Source organism: Gemmatimonadota bacterium (assembly GCA_016720805.1).
Taxonomy (GTDB): Bacteria; Gemmatimonadota; Gemmatimonadetes; order Gemmatimonadales; family GWC2-71-9; genus Palsa-1233.
The window spans coordinates 203,884-220,406 of the sequence record JADKJZ010000001.1 but is presented as its reverse complement, the minus strand read 5'-3'; the positions used below and the strand labels follow the sequence as shown (position 1 = coordinate 220,406).

Sequence of the window (16,523 nt, the reverse complement as noted above, 5' to 3'; positions counted from 1 at the left end):
CATTAAACCGCAGGAATCTAACGGCCGGAGCCGGTTTACGCAATTATCGTTGCAAGATATTGTGAAACATGGGCTTGGAAGCCCGTTTCGCGCGTGAAACAGCCGTCGACTCACTCTTTGTGTTGAACCACCGAATGGTGCATTCGGTTCCCGACCGGAATGACGAAGCCCCGGGCGCCTGTCCTAAGGAGACGCCCGGGACCTCGAAAATGTTACACCTGCCGATTATTCAGCCCCGCTAGAGCGCCTTGATCTCCCCCACCAGCTTGGTCAGGGAGGCCTTGGCGTCGCCGAAGAGCATCGCCGTCTTGGCGTCGTAAAACAGTTCATTCTCGATCCCGGCAAAGCCGGCGCTCATCCCGCGCTTCATGACGATGATGCTGCGGGCCTTGTCCACGTCGAGAATCGGCATGCCGTAGATGGGCGAGGCGGTATCGGTCCGTGCCGCGGGATTGACGACGTCGTTGGCCCCGATCACCAGGGCGACGTCGCAGCTGTCGAACGACGGGTTGATCTCGTCCATGTCGTACAGCCGGTCGTAGGGGATGTTCGCCTCGGCCAGCAGGACGTTCATGTGCCCCGGCATCCGGCCGGCGACCGGGTGGATCGCGTACTTCACCTCGCCACCGTTCTTCTCGATCAGTTCGGCGAGCTCCCGCACCACGTGCTGCGCCTGCGCCACCGCCAGGCCGTAGCCCGGGACGATGATGACACTCTGCGCATAGGCGAGCTGGATGGCGGCGTCCTCGGCCGACACCGACCGGACGGTGAGTCCTGCCGCCGACTTGGCCCCTGCCCCGGTCCCGCCGGCCCCGAACGCGCCGAAGAGGACGTTGGCGAGCGACCGATTCATCGCCTTGCACATGATCTGCGAGAGGATGATGCCCGACGAGCCGACCAGCGCGCCGGAGATGATCAGCACGTGATTGTTGATCACGAAGCCGGTCATCGCGGCGGCAACGCCGGAGTACGAATTGAGCAGGGCGATGACCACCGGCATGTCGGCGCCGCCGATGGGAATCACCAGCAGCACTCCAAGCACCAGCGAGAGCCCGATCACGGCATAGAACGGCGTGAGGTGCGCTTCCGGGGTCATGACCTGGTAGGCGCCGAGTCCGGCGATGGTGAGGAACGCCAGCGCATTGACCACCTTCTGCAGCGGGAAGGTGATCGCCTTGCCGGGCATCACTTCCTGCAACTTGGCCCAGGCGATGAGCGACCCGGTGAAGGTGACGGCACCGATCAACAAGGAGAGCTGGATCACCACGCCGGTTTCCACCGGGATGGCGGCGCCGGAGAGTTCCGCCTTGAGGAACTCGGCGCCACCCACCAGCAACGACGAGAGGCCGCCGAAGCCGTTCAGCAGCGCCACCATCTGCGGCATGCCGGTCATCTTGACCGTGCGCGCCTGCCAGAGACCGATGGCGGAGCCGACCACGAGGCCCACCGCGATCTGCCACCAGGTGAGGATGCTCCCCTCGAGGAGCGCGACGACCACGGCGATCGCCATGCCCCACGCCGAGAGCCGATTGCCGGCGACGGCGGTGGCAGGCGAGCCGAGGCGCTTCAGGCCGATGATGAAGCAGCCGGAGGCCACGAGGTAGCCGATTTCGGCAAGGCCGTGCGGAATGGCGATCACTTGGCCCCCTCGTCCTTCCGGAACATCTGCAGCATCCGGTTGGTGACGGCATAGCCGCCGACCACGTTCATCATCGCGAAGATCACCGCGCTGATGCCGAAGACCGTGGAGATCCAGCCGTAGCCACCGCCCGCGACGACGAGCGCGCCGACGACGGTGATGCCGCTGACCGCGTTCGAGCCCGACATCAGCGGAGTGTGGAGTGTCGGCGGCACGCGCCCGATCAACTCGATGCCGAGGAACGTGGCCAGGGTAAAGATCACGATCCCGATCATGATGCCTTCACTCATGCGGCCCCCTGCTGGCGCGCGGCCCCGTCGTAGACGAGGCACATGGCACCGGTGATTTCGTCCGTGACATCGAGCACGACCTCGCCATCCTTGCGGAGGTGTTCGATCAGCGTCTGCACGTTGCGCGCGAACATCTGCGAGGCGTGCAGCGAGAGCGTGCTCGGCAGGTTGAGCGGTCCGATGATGGTGACCCCGTGATGCACCACGGTCTCGCCCGGGACGGTGAGTTCACAGTTCCCGCCGGTCTCGGCCGAGACGTCGACGATCACCGACCCGGGCTTCATGCTCTCGACCATGGCGCGGGTGATCAACCGCGGCGCCGGGCGCCCCGGAATGGCGGCGGTCGAGATCACCAGATCGGACTGCGTGATCGCGCCGCCGACCGCTTCGAGCACCTTCTGTTGCTGCTCGTCGGCGAGCTCCTTGGCATAGCCGCCCTTCGTCTCGGCGTCGCCGGCGACGGCCTCCGGAGCGAGGAACTTCGCGCCCAGCGAGAGCACCTGCTCCGCCGCGGCCGCGCGCACATCGAAGCCGGTCACGACGGCGCCGAGCCGACGCGCGGTGGCGATCGCCTGCAGTCCGGCGACCCCGGCGCCCAGCACGAGCGCCTTCGCCGGCGTGAGGGAGCCGGCCGCCGTCGTGAGCATCGGGAGGAAGCGCGCAGCGGCCGACGCTCCCATGAGCACGGCCTTGTAGCCAGCGACCGTGGCCTGCGACGACAGAATGTCCATGGATTGCGCCCGGGTGATGCGGGGGACCCGCTCCAGGGCAAGAAGATTCACCTTGCGTTCCGCGCACGCCGTGAGGCTGGCCTGGGCCCCCTGCCCCACCAGGGCAACCAGCGTCGCCCCCGCTCGGCAGTCCGCGATCGCCGCGGGTTCGGGGACCTGCACGGCACAGACGAGATCGGCGCCGCGCGCCGTGGCGGGATCGACACACTCGGCCCCGACGGCGACATACGCGGCATCGGGGCAGTACGCGGCGTCACCTGCGCCGCGTTCGATGGCCACTGTGGCACCGGCCTTGATCAACTTGGCCACGGCCTCGGGGGTGAGCGCCACGCGGCGCTCGCGCGGGGCCACTTCCTTCAGGACTCCAATACGCATGGTAGAGACTTTCCTCCGGAGAGGGACTGCGCCTGGCGGTAGGGTGACCAGATGGTCCGGTCCGGGGGGCCGCGCGCCCGGGCAAGCTACCGGAGGGTCCGTGGACTTTCAACACGCGCGATGGCAGGATTGGTCAGATGACACCTCGTGCCGCACGCCCGTCGGTCCACAAGTTTGGCGGTGCCTCCCTCGCCGATGCCTCGGCGATCCGGGGCGCCGTCTCGATCATGGCCAGCCGCCCGGGGCCCCGCGTCGTGGTGGTTTCCGCGCTCGCCGGGGTAACCGACCTCCTCCTCGAGGTCGTGACATTGGCGACGGCAGGCGATGCGAACGGCGCCATCGCGCACGTCGCCGCCTTTCGCGCGCGCCATCGCGACGTGGCCACCGAGCTCTTCGCGGCACGTCAGCGTCCTGCGGTGTTTGCTCCCATCGAAGCGGCGGCCGACGAGCTGGAGGCGCTGGCCTCGTCGCTCGCGGTCCTCCGCGAGGCCTCTGCCCGCGTGCGCGATCACATCCTGGGCCGCGGCGAGCGCCTCAGCGCACTGCTCGTCTCCGCCGCACTGCAGGCCGCCGGTCTCCCCGCCACGTTGATCGAGCCGGGTGACGTCATCGTCACCGCCGGTCCCTATGGCGGCGCGGTGCCCGATCTCGAGGGAACCCGTCGCGCGGCCCGACGACTCCTCGGCCCGCTCCTGGCGCGGGGGGAATTGCCCGTTGTGCCGGGCTTCCTCGGACGCGCCCCGGACGACGGCACGGCGACCCTCGGCCGCGGTGGCTCCGACCTCACCGCGACACTCCTCGCGCGGGCGCTCGACGCCTCGCAGGTGACGCTGTGGAAGGACGTGCCCGGATTGCTGACCGCGGATCCGCGAGTGGTCCCCGATGCCCGACTGCTGCCGCATCTCCATCTCGATGAGGCGGCGGAGCTGGCCTACTACGGCGCGAAGGTGCTGCACCCGCGGGCACTGTTGCCGTTGGCGGGGCGCCGCATCCCGCTCTTCGTGCGCCCATTCGCCGATCCGGATGCCCCCGGCACCGAGATCTCCGCGCGCCGTGATGAGGACCGCTCGCCAGTGCGGGCCCTCTCCGCCGTGGCCGACCAGGCCCTGGTGACCATCTCGGGCTCCGGCATTCTCGGCGTGCCGGGGATGGCGGCGCGCACCTTCGCCGCGCTGCAGGAGGCCGGCATCTCGGTCTCGCTGATTGCGCAGGCATCGTCGGAATACACCATCGACTTCACCATGCCGGCGTCGGTGTCGACCGAGGCGGTGCAGGTGCTGCGGCGCGCCTTTCGTGCGGAGATCCGCACCGGCGAGATCAACGGTGTCGAGGTTCGCACGCGCGTTGCCATCATCGCGATCGTCGGCCTGCGCATGGCCGGCCATCCCGGCATCGCCGCGCGCGTCTTCGACGCCCTCGCCGATGGTGGCGTGAACGTGGTGGCCATCGCGCAAGGTTCGAGCGAGCGCAACATCTCCGTGGCCGTGGACGAGCGCTCGGCCGCCGAGGGCCTGCGACGCATCCATGACACGTTCCAGTTGGGCAAGGTCGGCGGCGGGCGCCCGAGGCGTCGTGCCGGCCGCGACGTGGTGCTGCTTGGCGCCGGCACTATCGGCCGCGCCGTGCTCGACTTGCTGGCCGCGCATCCGGCGCGCTTCGAGCGGCTGCGCATCGTGGCGGTGGTCGATCGCCGCGGCGCACTGATTGACGCGGAGGGACTCTCGCGCGACACCCTGCTCACGATTGCCGCCGCAAAGCGCGAGGGCCGATCGCTCGGCGATCTCCCCGGGGCGCGGCAGGGCACACCGCGCGAGGTGCTGCACGACCTGACGCATCGCGCCCTGGTGCGGCCGATCCTCGCCGACGTGACGGCGGATGAGACGCTGTCGCTCCTCAAGTATGCGGCCGATGCCGGCTTCGACCTGGTGCTCGCCAACAAGAAGCCGCTCGCCGCCGCGTTCGCCGATGTCGAGGCGCTTCGGGCCGTCATCGCCGCACGCGGCGGAGCCCTCCGTTTCGAGGCGACGGTCGGCGCCGGTCTTCCGACCATCGCCGCGATCGAGCAACTCGTCGGCACCGGCGACCGGGTGCGGCGCATCGAGGGGTGCCTCTCGGGCACGTTGGGGGTGGTGCTCTCCGCGCTCGAGGCGGGGACACCGTTCTCGGTCGCCGTCCACGATGCCCTAGCCCGGGGCTACACCGAACCCGATCCGCGCGACGACCTCAGCGGCCTCGACGTGGCGCGGAAGGCGTTGATCCTCGGCCGCATGCTGGGCCAACGACGCGAATTCGACGCGATCACGCCGGAGTCGCTGGTGCGCCGTGGTGCATCGCTCTCCGTCGAGAAATGGTTGAGCGGCCTCGCACGCGATGATGCGTGGTGGGCCGAGCGCGCCAAGGCGGCACGTGCCGAAGGCGCCGCGCTGCGGTACGTGGCGGCCGTCACCCCGACCAGCATCGAGGTCGGCTTGCGCGCGGTCCCTCGCGAGTCGCCCCTCGGCCAGCTCCGTGGTGCCGCCAACCAGTTGGTGATCACCTCGGACCGCTATCACGATTCGCCCCTCGTGATCACCGGCCCGGGCGCCGGCCCCGAGGTCACCGCGACCGGGGTCCTCGCCGACCTGCGAGCGTTGGCGGGATGACGGCCCGCGAATCCGTCGTGGTCTTTGCACCAGGCTCGGTCGGCAACGTCGGCCCCGGTCTCGACATCCTCGGCCTCGCGATCGCGGGTGCGGGTGACACGGTGCGCGCCGAGTGGTCGGAGGGTCGTGGCGTGGTGGTACACGACGCCGGACATCCCGACCTGCCAACCGAGCCCACGCGCAACACCGCCGCGATCGCGGTGCAGGCGGTGTTGCGTCGGGCCGGGACGCTGGGCGGCATCGCACTCCACATCACCAAGGGCCTGCCGCTCTCGGGTGGCCAGGGCGGGAGCGCGGCCTCGGCGGTCGCCGGCGCTGTGGCCGCGAACCTCCTCTGTGCGGCGGGACTCGACCGCAACGCGCTGCTCGAGTGCGCAATGGAGGCCGAGGCGAGTGTCGCCGGGCGTCACGCCGACAACCTCGCGCCATCACTGGTTGGCGGCCTGGTCCTGGTGCGCAGCATCGATCCGATGGACATCGTGCAACTTCCCCTCCCTGCATCACTCCGTATCGTGCTGGTGCAACCGGAGCAGCGACTCAACACGCGAGACGCCCGCGCGGTCCTGCCGGCAGACGTCCCCCGGGACATCGCGCTGCATCAAGCGGCGCACGTGGCGGCGATGGTGGCGGGTGCCTGCCTCGGCGACCTGCAAATGCTCGGACGCGGGCTCGATGATCGCATCGCGGAGCCGGCACGACGCCGCTTGCTGCCGGGCTTCGAGGAGGCACAGCGTGCCGCACGCGCCGCCGGCGCCCTGGGTGGCTCGATCAGCGGCGCTGGCCCAACGGCCTTTGCGCTGGTCGAGGACGACGCCATTGGTGCCCGTGTCCTCGGTGCGATGCAGCGTGCCTATGCTGCAGCCGGGATGCGGACGACGGGACGGGTGGCCGAGGTGGACTTTCAGGGAGCGAGGGAGCTGTGAGCGAAGTCCGACGGAGTTGGCAGCGTTGTGACGCCTGCGCGGCGGAGTACGATGAACGCGATGCCGCGCCGCGCTGCGCCGCCTGCGGTGGGTTGCTCGCCATCGTGCACACGCCGCCGAGTGGCGATGCCCGTGCGATTCGTGCACGCTTCGATGCCGCGTGCTGTGCGCGGCCGAGCCGCACCGCTTCCGGGGTCTGGCGATTCGCCGAGGTGGTGTTGCCGACGGCCGCGCATGTCGCGGTCACCCATCCCGAGGGCAACACCCCGTTGATCACGCGCAGCGCACTCGACGCGTTCGCCGGCGTCGACGAGCTGCTGCTGAAGCACGAGGGGCACAATCCGACGGGGTCGTTCAAGGATCGCGGCATGACGGTCGGCGTCACGCAGGCGAAGCGGATCGGTGCCCGGGCCGTGGCCTGCGCCTCGACGGGCAACACCTCGGCATCGCTCGCGGCCTATGCCGCGCAGGCCGGATTGCCAGCGCTCGTCTTCGTGCCCGAGGGGCAGATCGCCCTGGGCAAGCTCACCCAATCACTGGCATATGGCGCACGCACGCTGCTGGTCGAGGGCGACTTCGACGCCTGCCTCCGGTTGGTGCAGCACGCGAGTGAGGTACTTGGCATCTACCTGTTGAACTCGATCAATCCGTTTCGTGTCGAGGGGCAGAAGACCATCGTCCTCGAGATGCTGCAGCAGCTCGCGTGGGACGTGCCGGAGTGGATCGTTCTGCCCGCCGGCAACCTGGGCAACACCGCCGCGTTCGGGAAAGCATTGCTGGAGGCGTACGAGTGGGGGTTGATCCCGCGCCTGCCCCGACTGGCGGCCATCCAGGCCGAGGGGGCCTCGCCGTTCGCGCAGGCCTTTGCGCGGGACTTCGACCAGCTCATCCCGATGGCGGCCCATACCGTCGCCACCGCGATCAAGATCGGGGCCCCGGCCAGCTATGACCGGGCGGTTCGCGCGATTCGCGCCACCCACGGGGTGGTCCGCTCCGTCACCGCCACCGAGATCCTCACGGCCAAGGCGGCGATCGATGCCGCGGGGGTGGGCTGTGAGCCGGCCAGCGCGGCCACCCTCGCCGGGATCCGCCAGCTCCGGGCGGACGGGGTGATCCGATCGGGCGAGCGGGTGGTCGGCGTCCTCACCGGGCACGTCCTCAAGGACCCCGGGATTCTGCAGACGATGCACCAGGAGACCGAACCCCAGCCAAGCTGGGCGAATCGCCCGATCCGCATCGCGCCCGAGGTTGACGCGGTCCGCCGTGTTCTTGATGCCGCGCTCCTGATCGAGGAATGACAATTATGTAGGGTTACCGCCACACGTACCTGCTCATACGGCGCAACACCGCAACAACCTGCGGCATTTCGTGGTGGCCCCAGAGCAACAGGTGTTGCATAAGACTCGCGGAGACAACGGCTTGGGGTGTGGCTGCCGGATCTGGCCCCGCCCTTGCAAATGAGGAGTGGCGAGGCGCCATCCCGGTGCCGCGACCCGAGGTCCTTATGCGGTTCTCCCAATACGCTCGTTTCCTGGCCCTGACGGCCTTGCTCGTCCCTGCGACGCCCACCGGCGCCGCCGCGCAGCTTCCGGCGGACTTCGGTACCACGACGCCACTGATCGCGACTGGCGATCCGCTGACGTTTTCGTACTACGGCTGGGAGAACACGACGGTGTACGGTCACACGCTCTGGGCGATGACCGTTGCGGACTACACCAACAACCTCGGCAGCAACTGTTACGCGTGGGCCGGCGGCGGGAGCTGCACGGGCACGGCGATGTTCACCAAGAGCTACGGCGTGGCGACCAACCCGTACCTCGCGCAGCCGAACCCGGCACCGCCGCTGACCTACAACCTCACGTGGCTGGCGGGCAGCGAGCTGGTGCTGGCGCTGCAAGTCAACATGAACAACAACTGGATGTGGTTTTTCTCCGGCGACGCGTCGCGCAACGCGGACGGCCTCGGCCATGTCGGCTACTTCGGCCTCGCCGGCGTCGCGGGCAATCAGGGCGTCGGCGTGATCCCTGGTACCCAGGGCCTGCATGCGTTCGGCTTCGAGGATGTGTACTACAACAACAGCGACTGGGATTTCGACAATTCGATCTTCGCGGTCAATGGCGACGGCATTTCCCCGCCGACCGATGTCGTTCCGGAGCCGGCCACGATGACGCTGATCGGATCCGGCCTGATCGGACTCGCGGCAGCCCGCAAGCGGCGCCGGATTGCCCCGGATGTCTGAGGGACGTGCAGGCGTTCGCGCCGGCACCCAGGCACTCTTCACGAGGCCGGCCATGCAGGCCGGCCTCGTTGCCTTGGTGGCGGGCGTCCTTGCCCAGGTCGTCGCCCACCAACGGCATCTCGTCTTCGCCTTCTGGGATGCGCAGGCGCACCTCGACATCGCGCGTCGCGTGGTCGACTCGGTCACCCCCGGCGTGCAGATGCTGGGGACCGTCTGGCTGCCTGTCCCCCACCTCCTCTTGTTGCCCTTCACGCTCGTCGATGCCTGGTGGTGGAATGGTCTCGCCGGGGGTTTGGTCGGCCTCGCCGCGTTCGTGGTGATTGCCGCCTCGATTCACGACCTGCTGGTCCGTCGGACTCGCGACTCACGCCTCGCGTGGATCGGCACGCTGTTCGTGGTGGCCAATCCATCCCTGCTGTACCTGCAGACCACCGCGATGACCGAGCCGCTGCTGCTGGCCTTCCTCACCGCCTCGGTCGCGGCCCTGGATCGGTGGGCCGATGACGACCACCCGGGCGGCTCGCTCGGCCTCGCGGGGTGGTGCGCGGCACTCGCGGTCGGGACGCGGTACGATGGCTGGTTCTACGTGATGCTCGCGACCCCGGTCGTGGCCTGGCTGGCCCATCGGCGTGGCGAGGGGTGGTTCCGGGCCGCCTGGCGCTTCGGCTGGCCAAGTGCGGCGATGGTGGCGATCTGGCTCGGCTACAACGCGGCGTACTTCGGCGACCCGCTGGCCTTCCAGCGCGGCGCCTGGTCGGCCCAGAGCCAGCAGGCGGCGCTCGCGGCCCAGGGGTTGTTGCCGACCAAGGGCCACCTCGCGGTCGCGACGAGCACCTACCTCGGGGCCGTTGGACTCTCGTCCGGGATGGTGCTCGGCGCCCTCGGACTGCTCGCGTTGCTCTTCCTGCTCCGCCACGGACACCGCTTCGCAGGCGCCCTCCTGCTCTATGCGGCGCTGCCCTTCAACATCCTGGCGCTGGTGGGCGGACAGAGTGCGCTCTCGCTGCCATGGTCCGATCCGCCGGGGCTGGCCAATCTCCGCTATGGCCTGATGCTCCTCCCCGCCCTGGCCGCCGGGATCGTCCTGGCCGCCCATCGCTCCATGCAGCGCGGGCCGGGCTGGCATCGGGGCACGCTCCTCGCTCTTGGAGTGGTCGTCCTGGCCCAGGGTGGGCTCTGGACCCTCACCGGGACGCGCCAGATTGGCGCCCTGCGCGAGGGCCTCGCGATCCGCGATGGTGATCCGAGGCAGCAGGCGGCCTCCGACTGGCTCGCGGCGCAATACGACCGGGGCCGCGTCCTCGTCGATCCGGCGGTGAACATCTCGCCGCGCAGCCGGATCGCGTTGCGAGATCGGATCTACAGCTGGACCTGGCAGCTGGGGCCTGCCGCCCTGGCGGCACCCGATCAGGAGGTTGACTGGGTCATCGTCGACCGCCGTGCCCGACCGAACGTGGTGGCGGATGCCATCACCAGCCGCCCGACCTTCGCCGAGCGCTTTGATCGCCGGTTCGAGCAGGATGGCCTGGAAATCTGGCGGCGCCGTTAGTGCCGCATGACGGAATGGAGGAAGCCGTGACGCACACACGCTGGAGTTTGCTCGGCCTGTCCCGCCTGGCGCTGTTGACGACGATGGTGTCGCTCGGCGCCTGCGGCACGAGCCGCAAGGAACCGGAGGTCGAGGGCGCCAAGGCGCCGTCACCGGCCGCCACCGATTCACTCGCGGCCAAGGCTGGCACGAACGCCGGCGGCGGAGTCGCCACGGCCGCCAGTGAGGTCCGTCCCACCGTGCTGCCACACGACAGCGCGTGGACGGCGGCGGCCACCACGCCCTTCGGGTTGCGGCTCGAAGCGATCGGCTATCCCAGCGGCATCACGCTCCTTGGCTCGCTCGACGAGGCCGCGCTCACGATCCCCGTCAATCCCGGTCTCGCGCCGACGTCGCTCACGCTCACGGTGATTCCAACGCCGGGCATGCCCGCCGCGACCCTGGTCCTGCAGCAACGCGATCGCATTCTGGCGCAGCGCGCGCTCTCCGACACCACGACCTTGATCACCTTCCCGCTGGCGGGCGTCACCGTGGTCGACGGGCAGGCGAGCCTCTCGCTCGCGCTGGCCGTGCCCGGGCGTGATGTCTGCGAGGCGCAGCGCTACTACCGCACCGTGCTGACGGGGGGGAGCCGCGTGGACTTCGCCGGTGTGCCGACGGCGCCTGGCGGCATCAACGGCTTCTTTGCCCCGTGGGTCGACACGGTCACCTTCTATCTTGCCGAACAGCCCTCGCTCGACGCGGCGCAGGCCGCGCTCGATGCCTCGGCCTTCGTGGCTCGGCGATATCGCGGCATGGCCACCCGTTTCGTGATCAAGCCGCTGCCGGCCGCCGGCACGCCGATCACCGAGCCGGGACCGTTTTCGCGCGCGCTGGTCTGGTCGGCGACCGGCACCACCGCGTTGGTGCAGGAGAACGGCGCGCACGGCACCATGCTCGCGCTCTCCGCCCGGCGCGATGCCCGGCAGTTGTTCACGCTGGCCGATGGTGACGCGCTGGTGGCAGCCAACGGCTTCCGCGGGACGACCGTCTCGCTCGATCACAACACCCCTGTCGGCGGAGCCGGGAGCCTGACCTTTGCCGAACTGGGCTTCGCGAGCCGCACGATCGAAGGGAGCTCGCTGCTCATCGGCGCGTACCCATTCGCCCTGGCGGACCTCGGTGGCGGCACGATGCCGACAGCCTTCCGCCTCGTGGCACGCCACTCGGTCCTTCCGCCGAACGGCAACGGCTCGGTGCGCATCCACCTGAACGGCAGCCTCATTCAGTCCCGCGCCCTCGACCGGGCGGCGCTTGACGTGACTGTGCCGCTGCCGACCTATCTGCTGCGCCGTGACAACGTCCTCGAAGTACGCTTCCAGGTCACCCTCGGCGACGGCGCCTGCGTTCTCGGCGGGTCGGTCTTCACGGCCACCATCGACGAGGCGTCCGCCTTCGTCACCGAACGCGGGGCACCACTCGCGCCGGGCTTCGCCCGCTTCCCGTCGTCGTTCGTGCCGGCGTTCTCGGTCCTGCTCGAGCCGCGCGACCGCTTCCGGGTCGAGTTGGCCGCGGCCACCATCGGCGCCATGCAGCAGACCACGCACACGCCGCTGGCACCGGCGCTCGCGCGCGATGCGAAGGAAGCGGTCGGACCGCTGCTCGCGGTCGGGACCAGCAATCTCGCGGATGTGCTGGTGGCCCCGATTCATTCCGGCGGCTTCCGACTCCGCGACAAGGATGGTCGCGTGTGGGATGAGTTCACGCCGGATGCTCCGTATGCGGCGATGCAGGGCTGGTCGGCGGGTGGCCGGGACATCCTCCTCCTTCATCACACCGGCGACAACGGGATGCCGTTGCAGCAACTGCTCCAGGAGACGCTCGCCTCGTATGGCTGGTTCGGGACGCGCGGCGACGTCGTGGTCCGCGGCGTGAGCGGACCAGCGCGTCCGCTGACGCTGGCGAATGCCGGTTGGCGGATCGAGCGCCTCCCCGACTCCACGTCGAGCTGGCTTGCCCGGTACCGCACCGCGATCCTGATCGTCTCCGTCCTCGTCGTGCTTGGCCTGCTCTGGTGGCTCTACCCGCGTGTGGTGAGGCGTGAGCTCGACCCGGCTGGGTGATCATCTCGTCCAGCGTGGGCTGATCACCGAGTTGCAGCTCGCCGTGGCGCTCCAGCAGCAGGAGCGCACCGGTGAGCGCCTCGGCCGTCTGCTCCTGATCCTCGGCAGCATTCGTCGCCTGGACCTGGGGCGCGCCCTCGCCGAGCTCTGGCAACTCCCGTTCATCATGATCACCCCGGAGACGGTGTCGCCGGCGGTGGCGCAGCGTTTTCCGCTCGAGGCGACGCTGAAGTTTCGTGCCGTGCCGATCCGCGACGACGGCACCACGCTCACCGTCGCGGTCGCCGACCAGCCGTCGGCCGACCTGCGCGAGACCCTTGCCGTGGTCTATCCCGGGCGTGCGCTCGACGTGCGGGTCACCACCGAATGGGACATCGACCAGGCGATCGCGATCGCCAACCGCCGCAAGGTGGTCGACACCTCGATCTACGGCCTCTACTTCCGCGACCAGGCGGAGAGCGCCTTCACGGTCTTCACGCTGCCGCAGTACCTGCTCTTCGGCGCCGCGCTGATCGCCCTGCTGCTCGGACTCTGGGCCGCGCCGCTGACCACGCTGTTCGCCCTGAACGTCCCGATCACGCTCTTCTTCGTCACGGTGGTGGCCTTCCGCACCGTCGTGGGCGTGAGCGGCGCAGCGGCCGAAACGACGGTGACGATCACCGACGACGAGGTGCAGGCGCTGCGGGATCGCGACCTGCCGTCGTACAGCATCCTGGTGCCGGCCTATCGCGAGTCCGCGGTCATCGGCCGCCTGCTCGCCTCGCTCAAGGCACTCGACTATCCCGCGGACAAGCTCGACATCCTGCTGCTGCTCGAGGAGGATGACGCCGACACGCTCGCGGCGGCGAAGGCGGCGTCGCCGGGCGCCAATGTGCGCTTGCTGGTGGTGCCGAGCGGCCAGCCGCAGACCAAGCCGAAGGCGTGCAACGTCGGACTCTTGTTCGCGCAGGGCGAATACCTGGTCATCTACGATGCCGAGGATCAGCCGGAGCCGGACCAGCTGAAGAAGGCGGTGCTCGCCTTCCGCCGCGGCCCGAAGGAATTGATCTGCCTGCAGGCCGCGCTGAACTATTACAACTGGAACGAAAATTTCCTGACGCGGATGTTCACGCTCGAGTATTCGTTCTGGTTCGACTATCTGCTGCCGGGGCTCGACAAGTTGCGGATGCCGATCCCGCTCGGCGGCACGAGCAATCACTTCAAGACGCCGGTGCTGCGCGAGCTCGGCGGCTGGGACCCCTTCAACGTCACCGAGGACGCCGACCTCGGCATCCGGGCCGCGATGCACGGCTACCGCGTCGGCATCGTCAACTCGACGACCTACGAGGAGGCCAACAAGCATCTCGGCAACTGGCTCCGGCAGCGCTCGCGCTGGATCAAGGGCTACATGCAGACCGCGCTGGTCTTCTCGCGCGACCCGATCGGCCTCGTCCGCCGCGCCGGGTTGCGGCAGGCGCTGGGCTTTGCGCTGCTGATTGGCGGGACCCCGCTGATCTTTCTCTTCCAGCCGATCTCGATCCTGCTGACACTGGTATGGGTGGTGACGCGCACGACGGCGCTCGACCCGCTCTTCCCGCCGGTGATTCTCTACCTGTCGCTGTTCAACCTGCTGCTGGGCAACGCGCTGGCGATCTACATCAACATGTTCGCCGTCTTCAAGCGCCGGCTCCATCCCCTGGTGCTCTTTGCGCTGCTGAATCCGCTCTACTGGATGCTGCACTCGATCGCCTCGTACAAGGCGCTCGGCCAGCTGTTCACCCGCCCCTATTACTGGGAGAAGACCACCCATGGTCTCACCAGACACCCCGCCAGCAGCCACTGAGCCGCGCGCGGCCTGGTGGGTCCGGGCGCTGCTGACCGTGCTGGCTGCGGCCCCGCCGGCGGTTGCGGCGTGGCTGCTCACCGGGGAGGGGTGGCGCAGCGATCCGCATGGCGCCTTCCTGCAGCGGGTGCTCTTCGCGGCCGACCGCGGCCGCCTCGAGCTGCTGGGATTCGAGTATCCGCCCCTGCCCTTCCTGCTCCTGCTGCCGTCGCCGACCGATGCGTGGACGATCGCGCTCGGCACCCTCGGCATCGCCGGACTCGCCTGGTGCATCATCGACGAGTGCACCTCCCGGCGCACGCTGCTGCCCTACCTGCTCTTCCTGGCGGTCCTCTGGACGCCGCTCGGGCTGCACTTCACGGCCGGCAATTTCAACGAAGGGCTCGGACTCGCGGCGCTCTTCATCGGCTGGCGCCACTATCGGCGCTGGTGGGCCACCCGCAAGACGATCCATGGCCTCTACACAGGGCTGTGGCTCGGCCTCGCGTTCTACACCTCGCCACTCGGCCTCGGCCTCGCACTGGTGGCCGGCGCCGTGCTGCCGATCCTCTTTCCACGATTGCAGATCCCGCCGTTCGCGTCACAGATGGTGCTGCTCGTCTTCCCGGGCTTCGCCGCCACGGTGACGTGGGCGTATCTGTCGTGGATCTTCACCGGACGCGTGGCCTTCCCGTTCACTCCGTGGGAACGTGCCTCGCCCGACGTGCTGGAGATTCTGCGCTGGACCATTCCCTACCTGGTGGTGTCGGCGATGGCGCTGGTGCGCCCGAAGGCAACGACGGCGGGAATGCTGCTCCCCTTCCTTCTGCTCGCGGCAGCCACGACCACCGGATGGCACTTCTCATTGGCCTTCGCGGCGATGCTGCTGATGCTGGTCGCGATCGTGGCGTTGCCGCGTGACTTGCCGAGGTGGCAGCGCTGGACACTGGCGGCGATTGGCGGCGCGCAGGCAGTTGCGGCGTGGGTCGTGTTGCCGTGGCCCACGCCGACCGACGCCGACCGTCGCGACCGCGCGATTGCGCAGGCCCTGGCCGTGGCACCACCGCGGAGCATCCTGCTGGACGATCGGTGGGCCGAGGGGCTGCTGAAGTGGACGCCGTCGTTTGCGCCATACTTGACGACACGCGACACCGGCTTTGATATCGCGCTGGCGTTGCCGGCCGATGCCGTGCAGTATGTCCTCGTCACGGCCGACGATGATGGGCTGACGCTCGACGCCGATCATCGCCCGCCGGTGGGCTTTGTCGAAGAGTGGAGCTGGAGTGGCTACACGCTGTACCGACGCCCTGCCGCGCCGCGCCTCCCGGTGCGGTTCGATGCCACCATCGTTCCCGAGGCGCGAGGTCCGACCGAATGAACCGTCGCCTGTTGATCGTCCTGTTCCTGCTGGCGCCGGCCAGCGCCACTGCGCAGTGGACCGTGAAGCCCGGCGGCTGGTTCATGTCGCACGGCTTCAATGCCGGCCGCTTCCCCGACCGTTTCTCGAATGGTCCCGGTGCCACCGAGAACGCCCTCGAGAAGCGCGACTGGGGGATGTACTTCATCTACGGCTGGAAGGAAGGGCTCTCCCTCGGCCTCGGGCAGGGCTTCGCGCGGCTGGAGGACAAGCGGAACGGCCAGTCCACCGTGACGACCGGCTTCGGGGCGACGGGCCTCTTCGTGATGAAGCGCCTCGCCCAGGGCAAGGGTGGCATCCTCTCGATCCAGCCGCGGGTCGACATCCCGCTGCTGTACGACACTGAGGCCCGACCGGTGCTCGGGCCCGTGAGCACCGACGCCGAAATCCGGTTGCTCTATGGCAACGGCTTCGGCGCGCTGGGGACGCGGGGCTTCGTGAGTGCCTCGGCCGGTGGCGCGGCGTGGCGTACGGGCGCGGATGAGTTCCGCTACGACCTGACGATCGGCCTGGACGCCGCCCCGCGGCTGCTGCTCATGGCGCAATCGTTCAACGTGGCGGCGTTCCAGGATGGCGGGGTCGCCTACAGCGCCACCAAGGTGGGCGGATCGGCGGTCTGGAAGGTCTCCAAGGGGGTGGGCATTCAGGCGGGGTATTACGGCGGCATCGCCGGCAAGAACACCGCCCGGGAGCGGACCTTCTCGGTGTCATTGTGGCTCAACCGGGACGCCCCCTCCGGGGCCGCGGTGCCGGGACCCCGCTAGTTTCCCCCTCCCACCCCGCGACGCGCGCCCCGCCGTCGCACGGAGGGAAAC

The 16,523-nt window shown here is 69.1% G+C and carries 12 protein-coding genes; 9 read left to right on the top strand and 3 right to left on the bottom strand.

What is annotated here, in order from left to right; all coding sequences use genetic code 11:
* Positions 1-238: 238 nt before the first annotated feature.
* Genes IPP98_01025 through IPP98_01015 form a run of 3 tightly spaced genes read right to left on the bottom strand, consistent with a single transcriptional unit; the run spans position 239 to position 3,035 of the window.
* Positions 239-1,639, bottom strand: a complete 1,401-nt coding sequence (locus tag IPP98_01025) for an NAD(P)(+) transhydrogenase (Re/Si-specific) subunit beta (GenBank protein MBL0177693.1) — start codon at positions 1,637-1,639, stop codon at positions 239-241.
* Positions 1,636-1,929, bottom strand: a complete 294-nt coding sequence (locus IPP98_01020) for an NAD(P) transhydrogenase subunit alpha (GenBank protein ID MBL0177692.1) — start codon at positions 1,927-1,929, stop codon at positions 1,636-1,638. The genes IPP98_01025 and IPP98_01020 overlap by 4 nt, the downstream gene beginning before the upstream one ends.
* Positions 1,926-3,035: an NAD(P) transhydrogenase subunit alpha gene (locus IPP98_01015; protein MBL0177691.1), complete on the bottom strand. Its 1,110-nt coding sequence runs from the start codon at positions 3,033-3,035 to the stop codon at positions 1,926-1,928. The genes IPP98_01020 and IPP98_01015 overlap by 4 nt, the downstream gene beginning before the upstream one ends.
* Positions 3,036-3,172: 137 nt before the next feature.
* Here IPP98_01015 and IPP98_01010 point away from each other — a divergent pair, with 137 nt between their 5' ends.
* The 9 genes from IPP98_01010 (at position 3,173) to IPP98_00970 (ending at position 16,472) form a co-directional block, all read left to right on the top strand.
* Entirely contained in the window at positions 3,173-5,677 is a 2,505-nt protein-coding gene (locus IPP98_01010) for an aspartate kinase (GenBank protein MBL0177690.1), read from the top strand.
* Positions 5,674-6,600, top strand: coding sequence for a homoserine kinase (locus IPP98_01005; protein ID MBL0177689.1), 927 nt, complete (start codon positions 5,674-5,676; stop codon positions 6,598-6,600). The genes IPP98_01010 and IPP98_01005 overlap by 4 nt, the downstream gene beginning before the upstream one ends.
* Positions 6,597-7,898 carry a threonine synthase gene (gene thrC / locus IPP98_01000; protein ID MBL0177688.1) on the top strand — a complete coding sequence of 434 codons (1,302 nt, stop codon included), beginning with the start codon at positions 6,597-6,599 and terminating at the stop codon, positions 7,896-7,898. The genes IPP98_01005 and thrC overlap by 4 nt, the downstream gene beginning before the upstream one ends.
* A gap of 206 nt (positions 7,899-8,104) precedes the next feature.
* Positions 8,105-8,839: a PEP-CTERM sorting domain-containing protein gene (locus IPP98_00995; protein MBL0177687.1), complete on the top strand. Its 735-nt coding sequence runs from the start codon at positions 8,105-8,107 to the stop codon at positions 8,837-8,839.
* Complete coding sequence (locus IPP98_00990; protein MBL0177686.1) at positions 8,832-10,388, top strand: phospholipid carrier-dependent glycosyltransferase; 1,557 nt, start codon at positions 8,832-8,834, stop codon at positions 10,386-10,388. Before IPP98_00995 ends, IPP98_00990 begins: the two co-directional genes overlap by 8 nt.
* Positions 10,389-10,414: 26 nt before the next feature.
* Positions 10,415-12,490, top strand: a complete 2,076-nt coding sequence (locus tag IPP98_00985) for a cellulose biosynthesis cyclic di-GMP-binding regulatory protein BcsB (GenBank protein ID MBL0177685.1) — start codon at positions 10,415-10,417, stop codon at positions 12,488-12,490.
* Entirely contained in the window at positions 12,468-14,312 is a 1,845-nt protein-coding gene (locus IPP98_00980) for a glycosyltransferase (GenBank protein ID MBL0177684.1), read from the top strand. The genes IPP98_00985 and IPP98_00980 overlap by 23 nt, the downstream gene beginning before the upstream one ends.
* The gene (locus IPP98_00975) at positions 14,278-15,669 is read left to right on the top strand and encodes a hypothetical protein (GenBank protein MBL0177683.1); all 1,392 of its coding nucleotides are present in this window, start codon (positions 14,278-14,280) and stop codon (positions 15,667-15,669) included. The genes IPP98_00980 and IPP98_00975 overlap by 35 nt, the downstream gene beginning before the upstream one ends.
* Positions 15,666-16,472: a hypothetical protein gene (locus IPP98_00970; protein ID MBL0177682.1), complete on the top strand. Its 807-nt coding sequence runs from the start codon at positions 15,666-15,668 to the stop codon at positions 16,470-16,472. Before IPP98_00975 ends, IPP98_00970 begins: the two co-directional genes overlap by 4 nt.
* Positions 16,473-16,523: the final 51 nt, after the last annotated feature.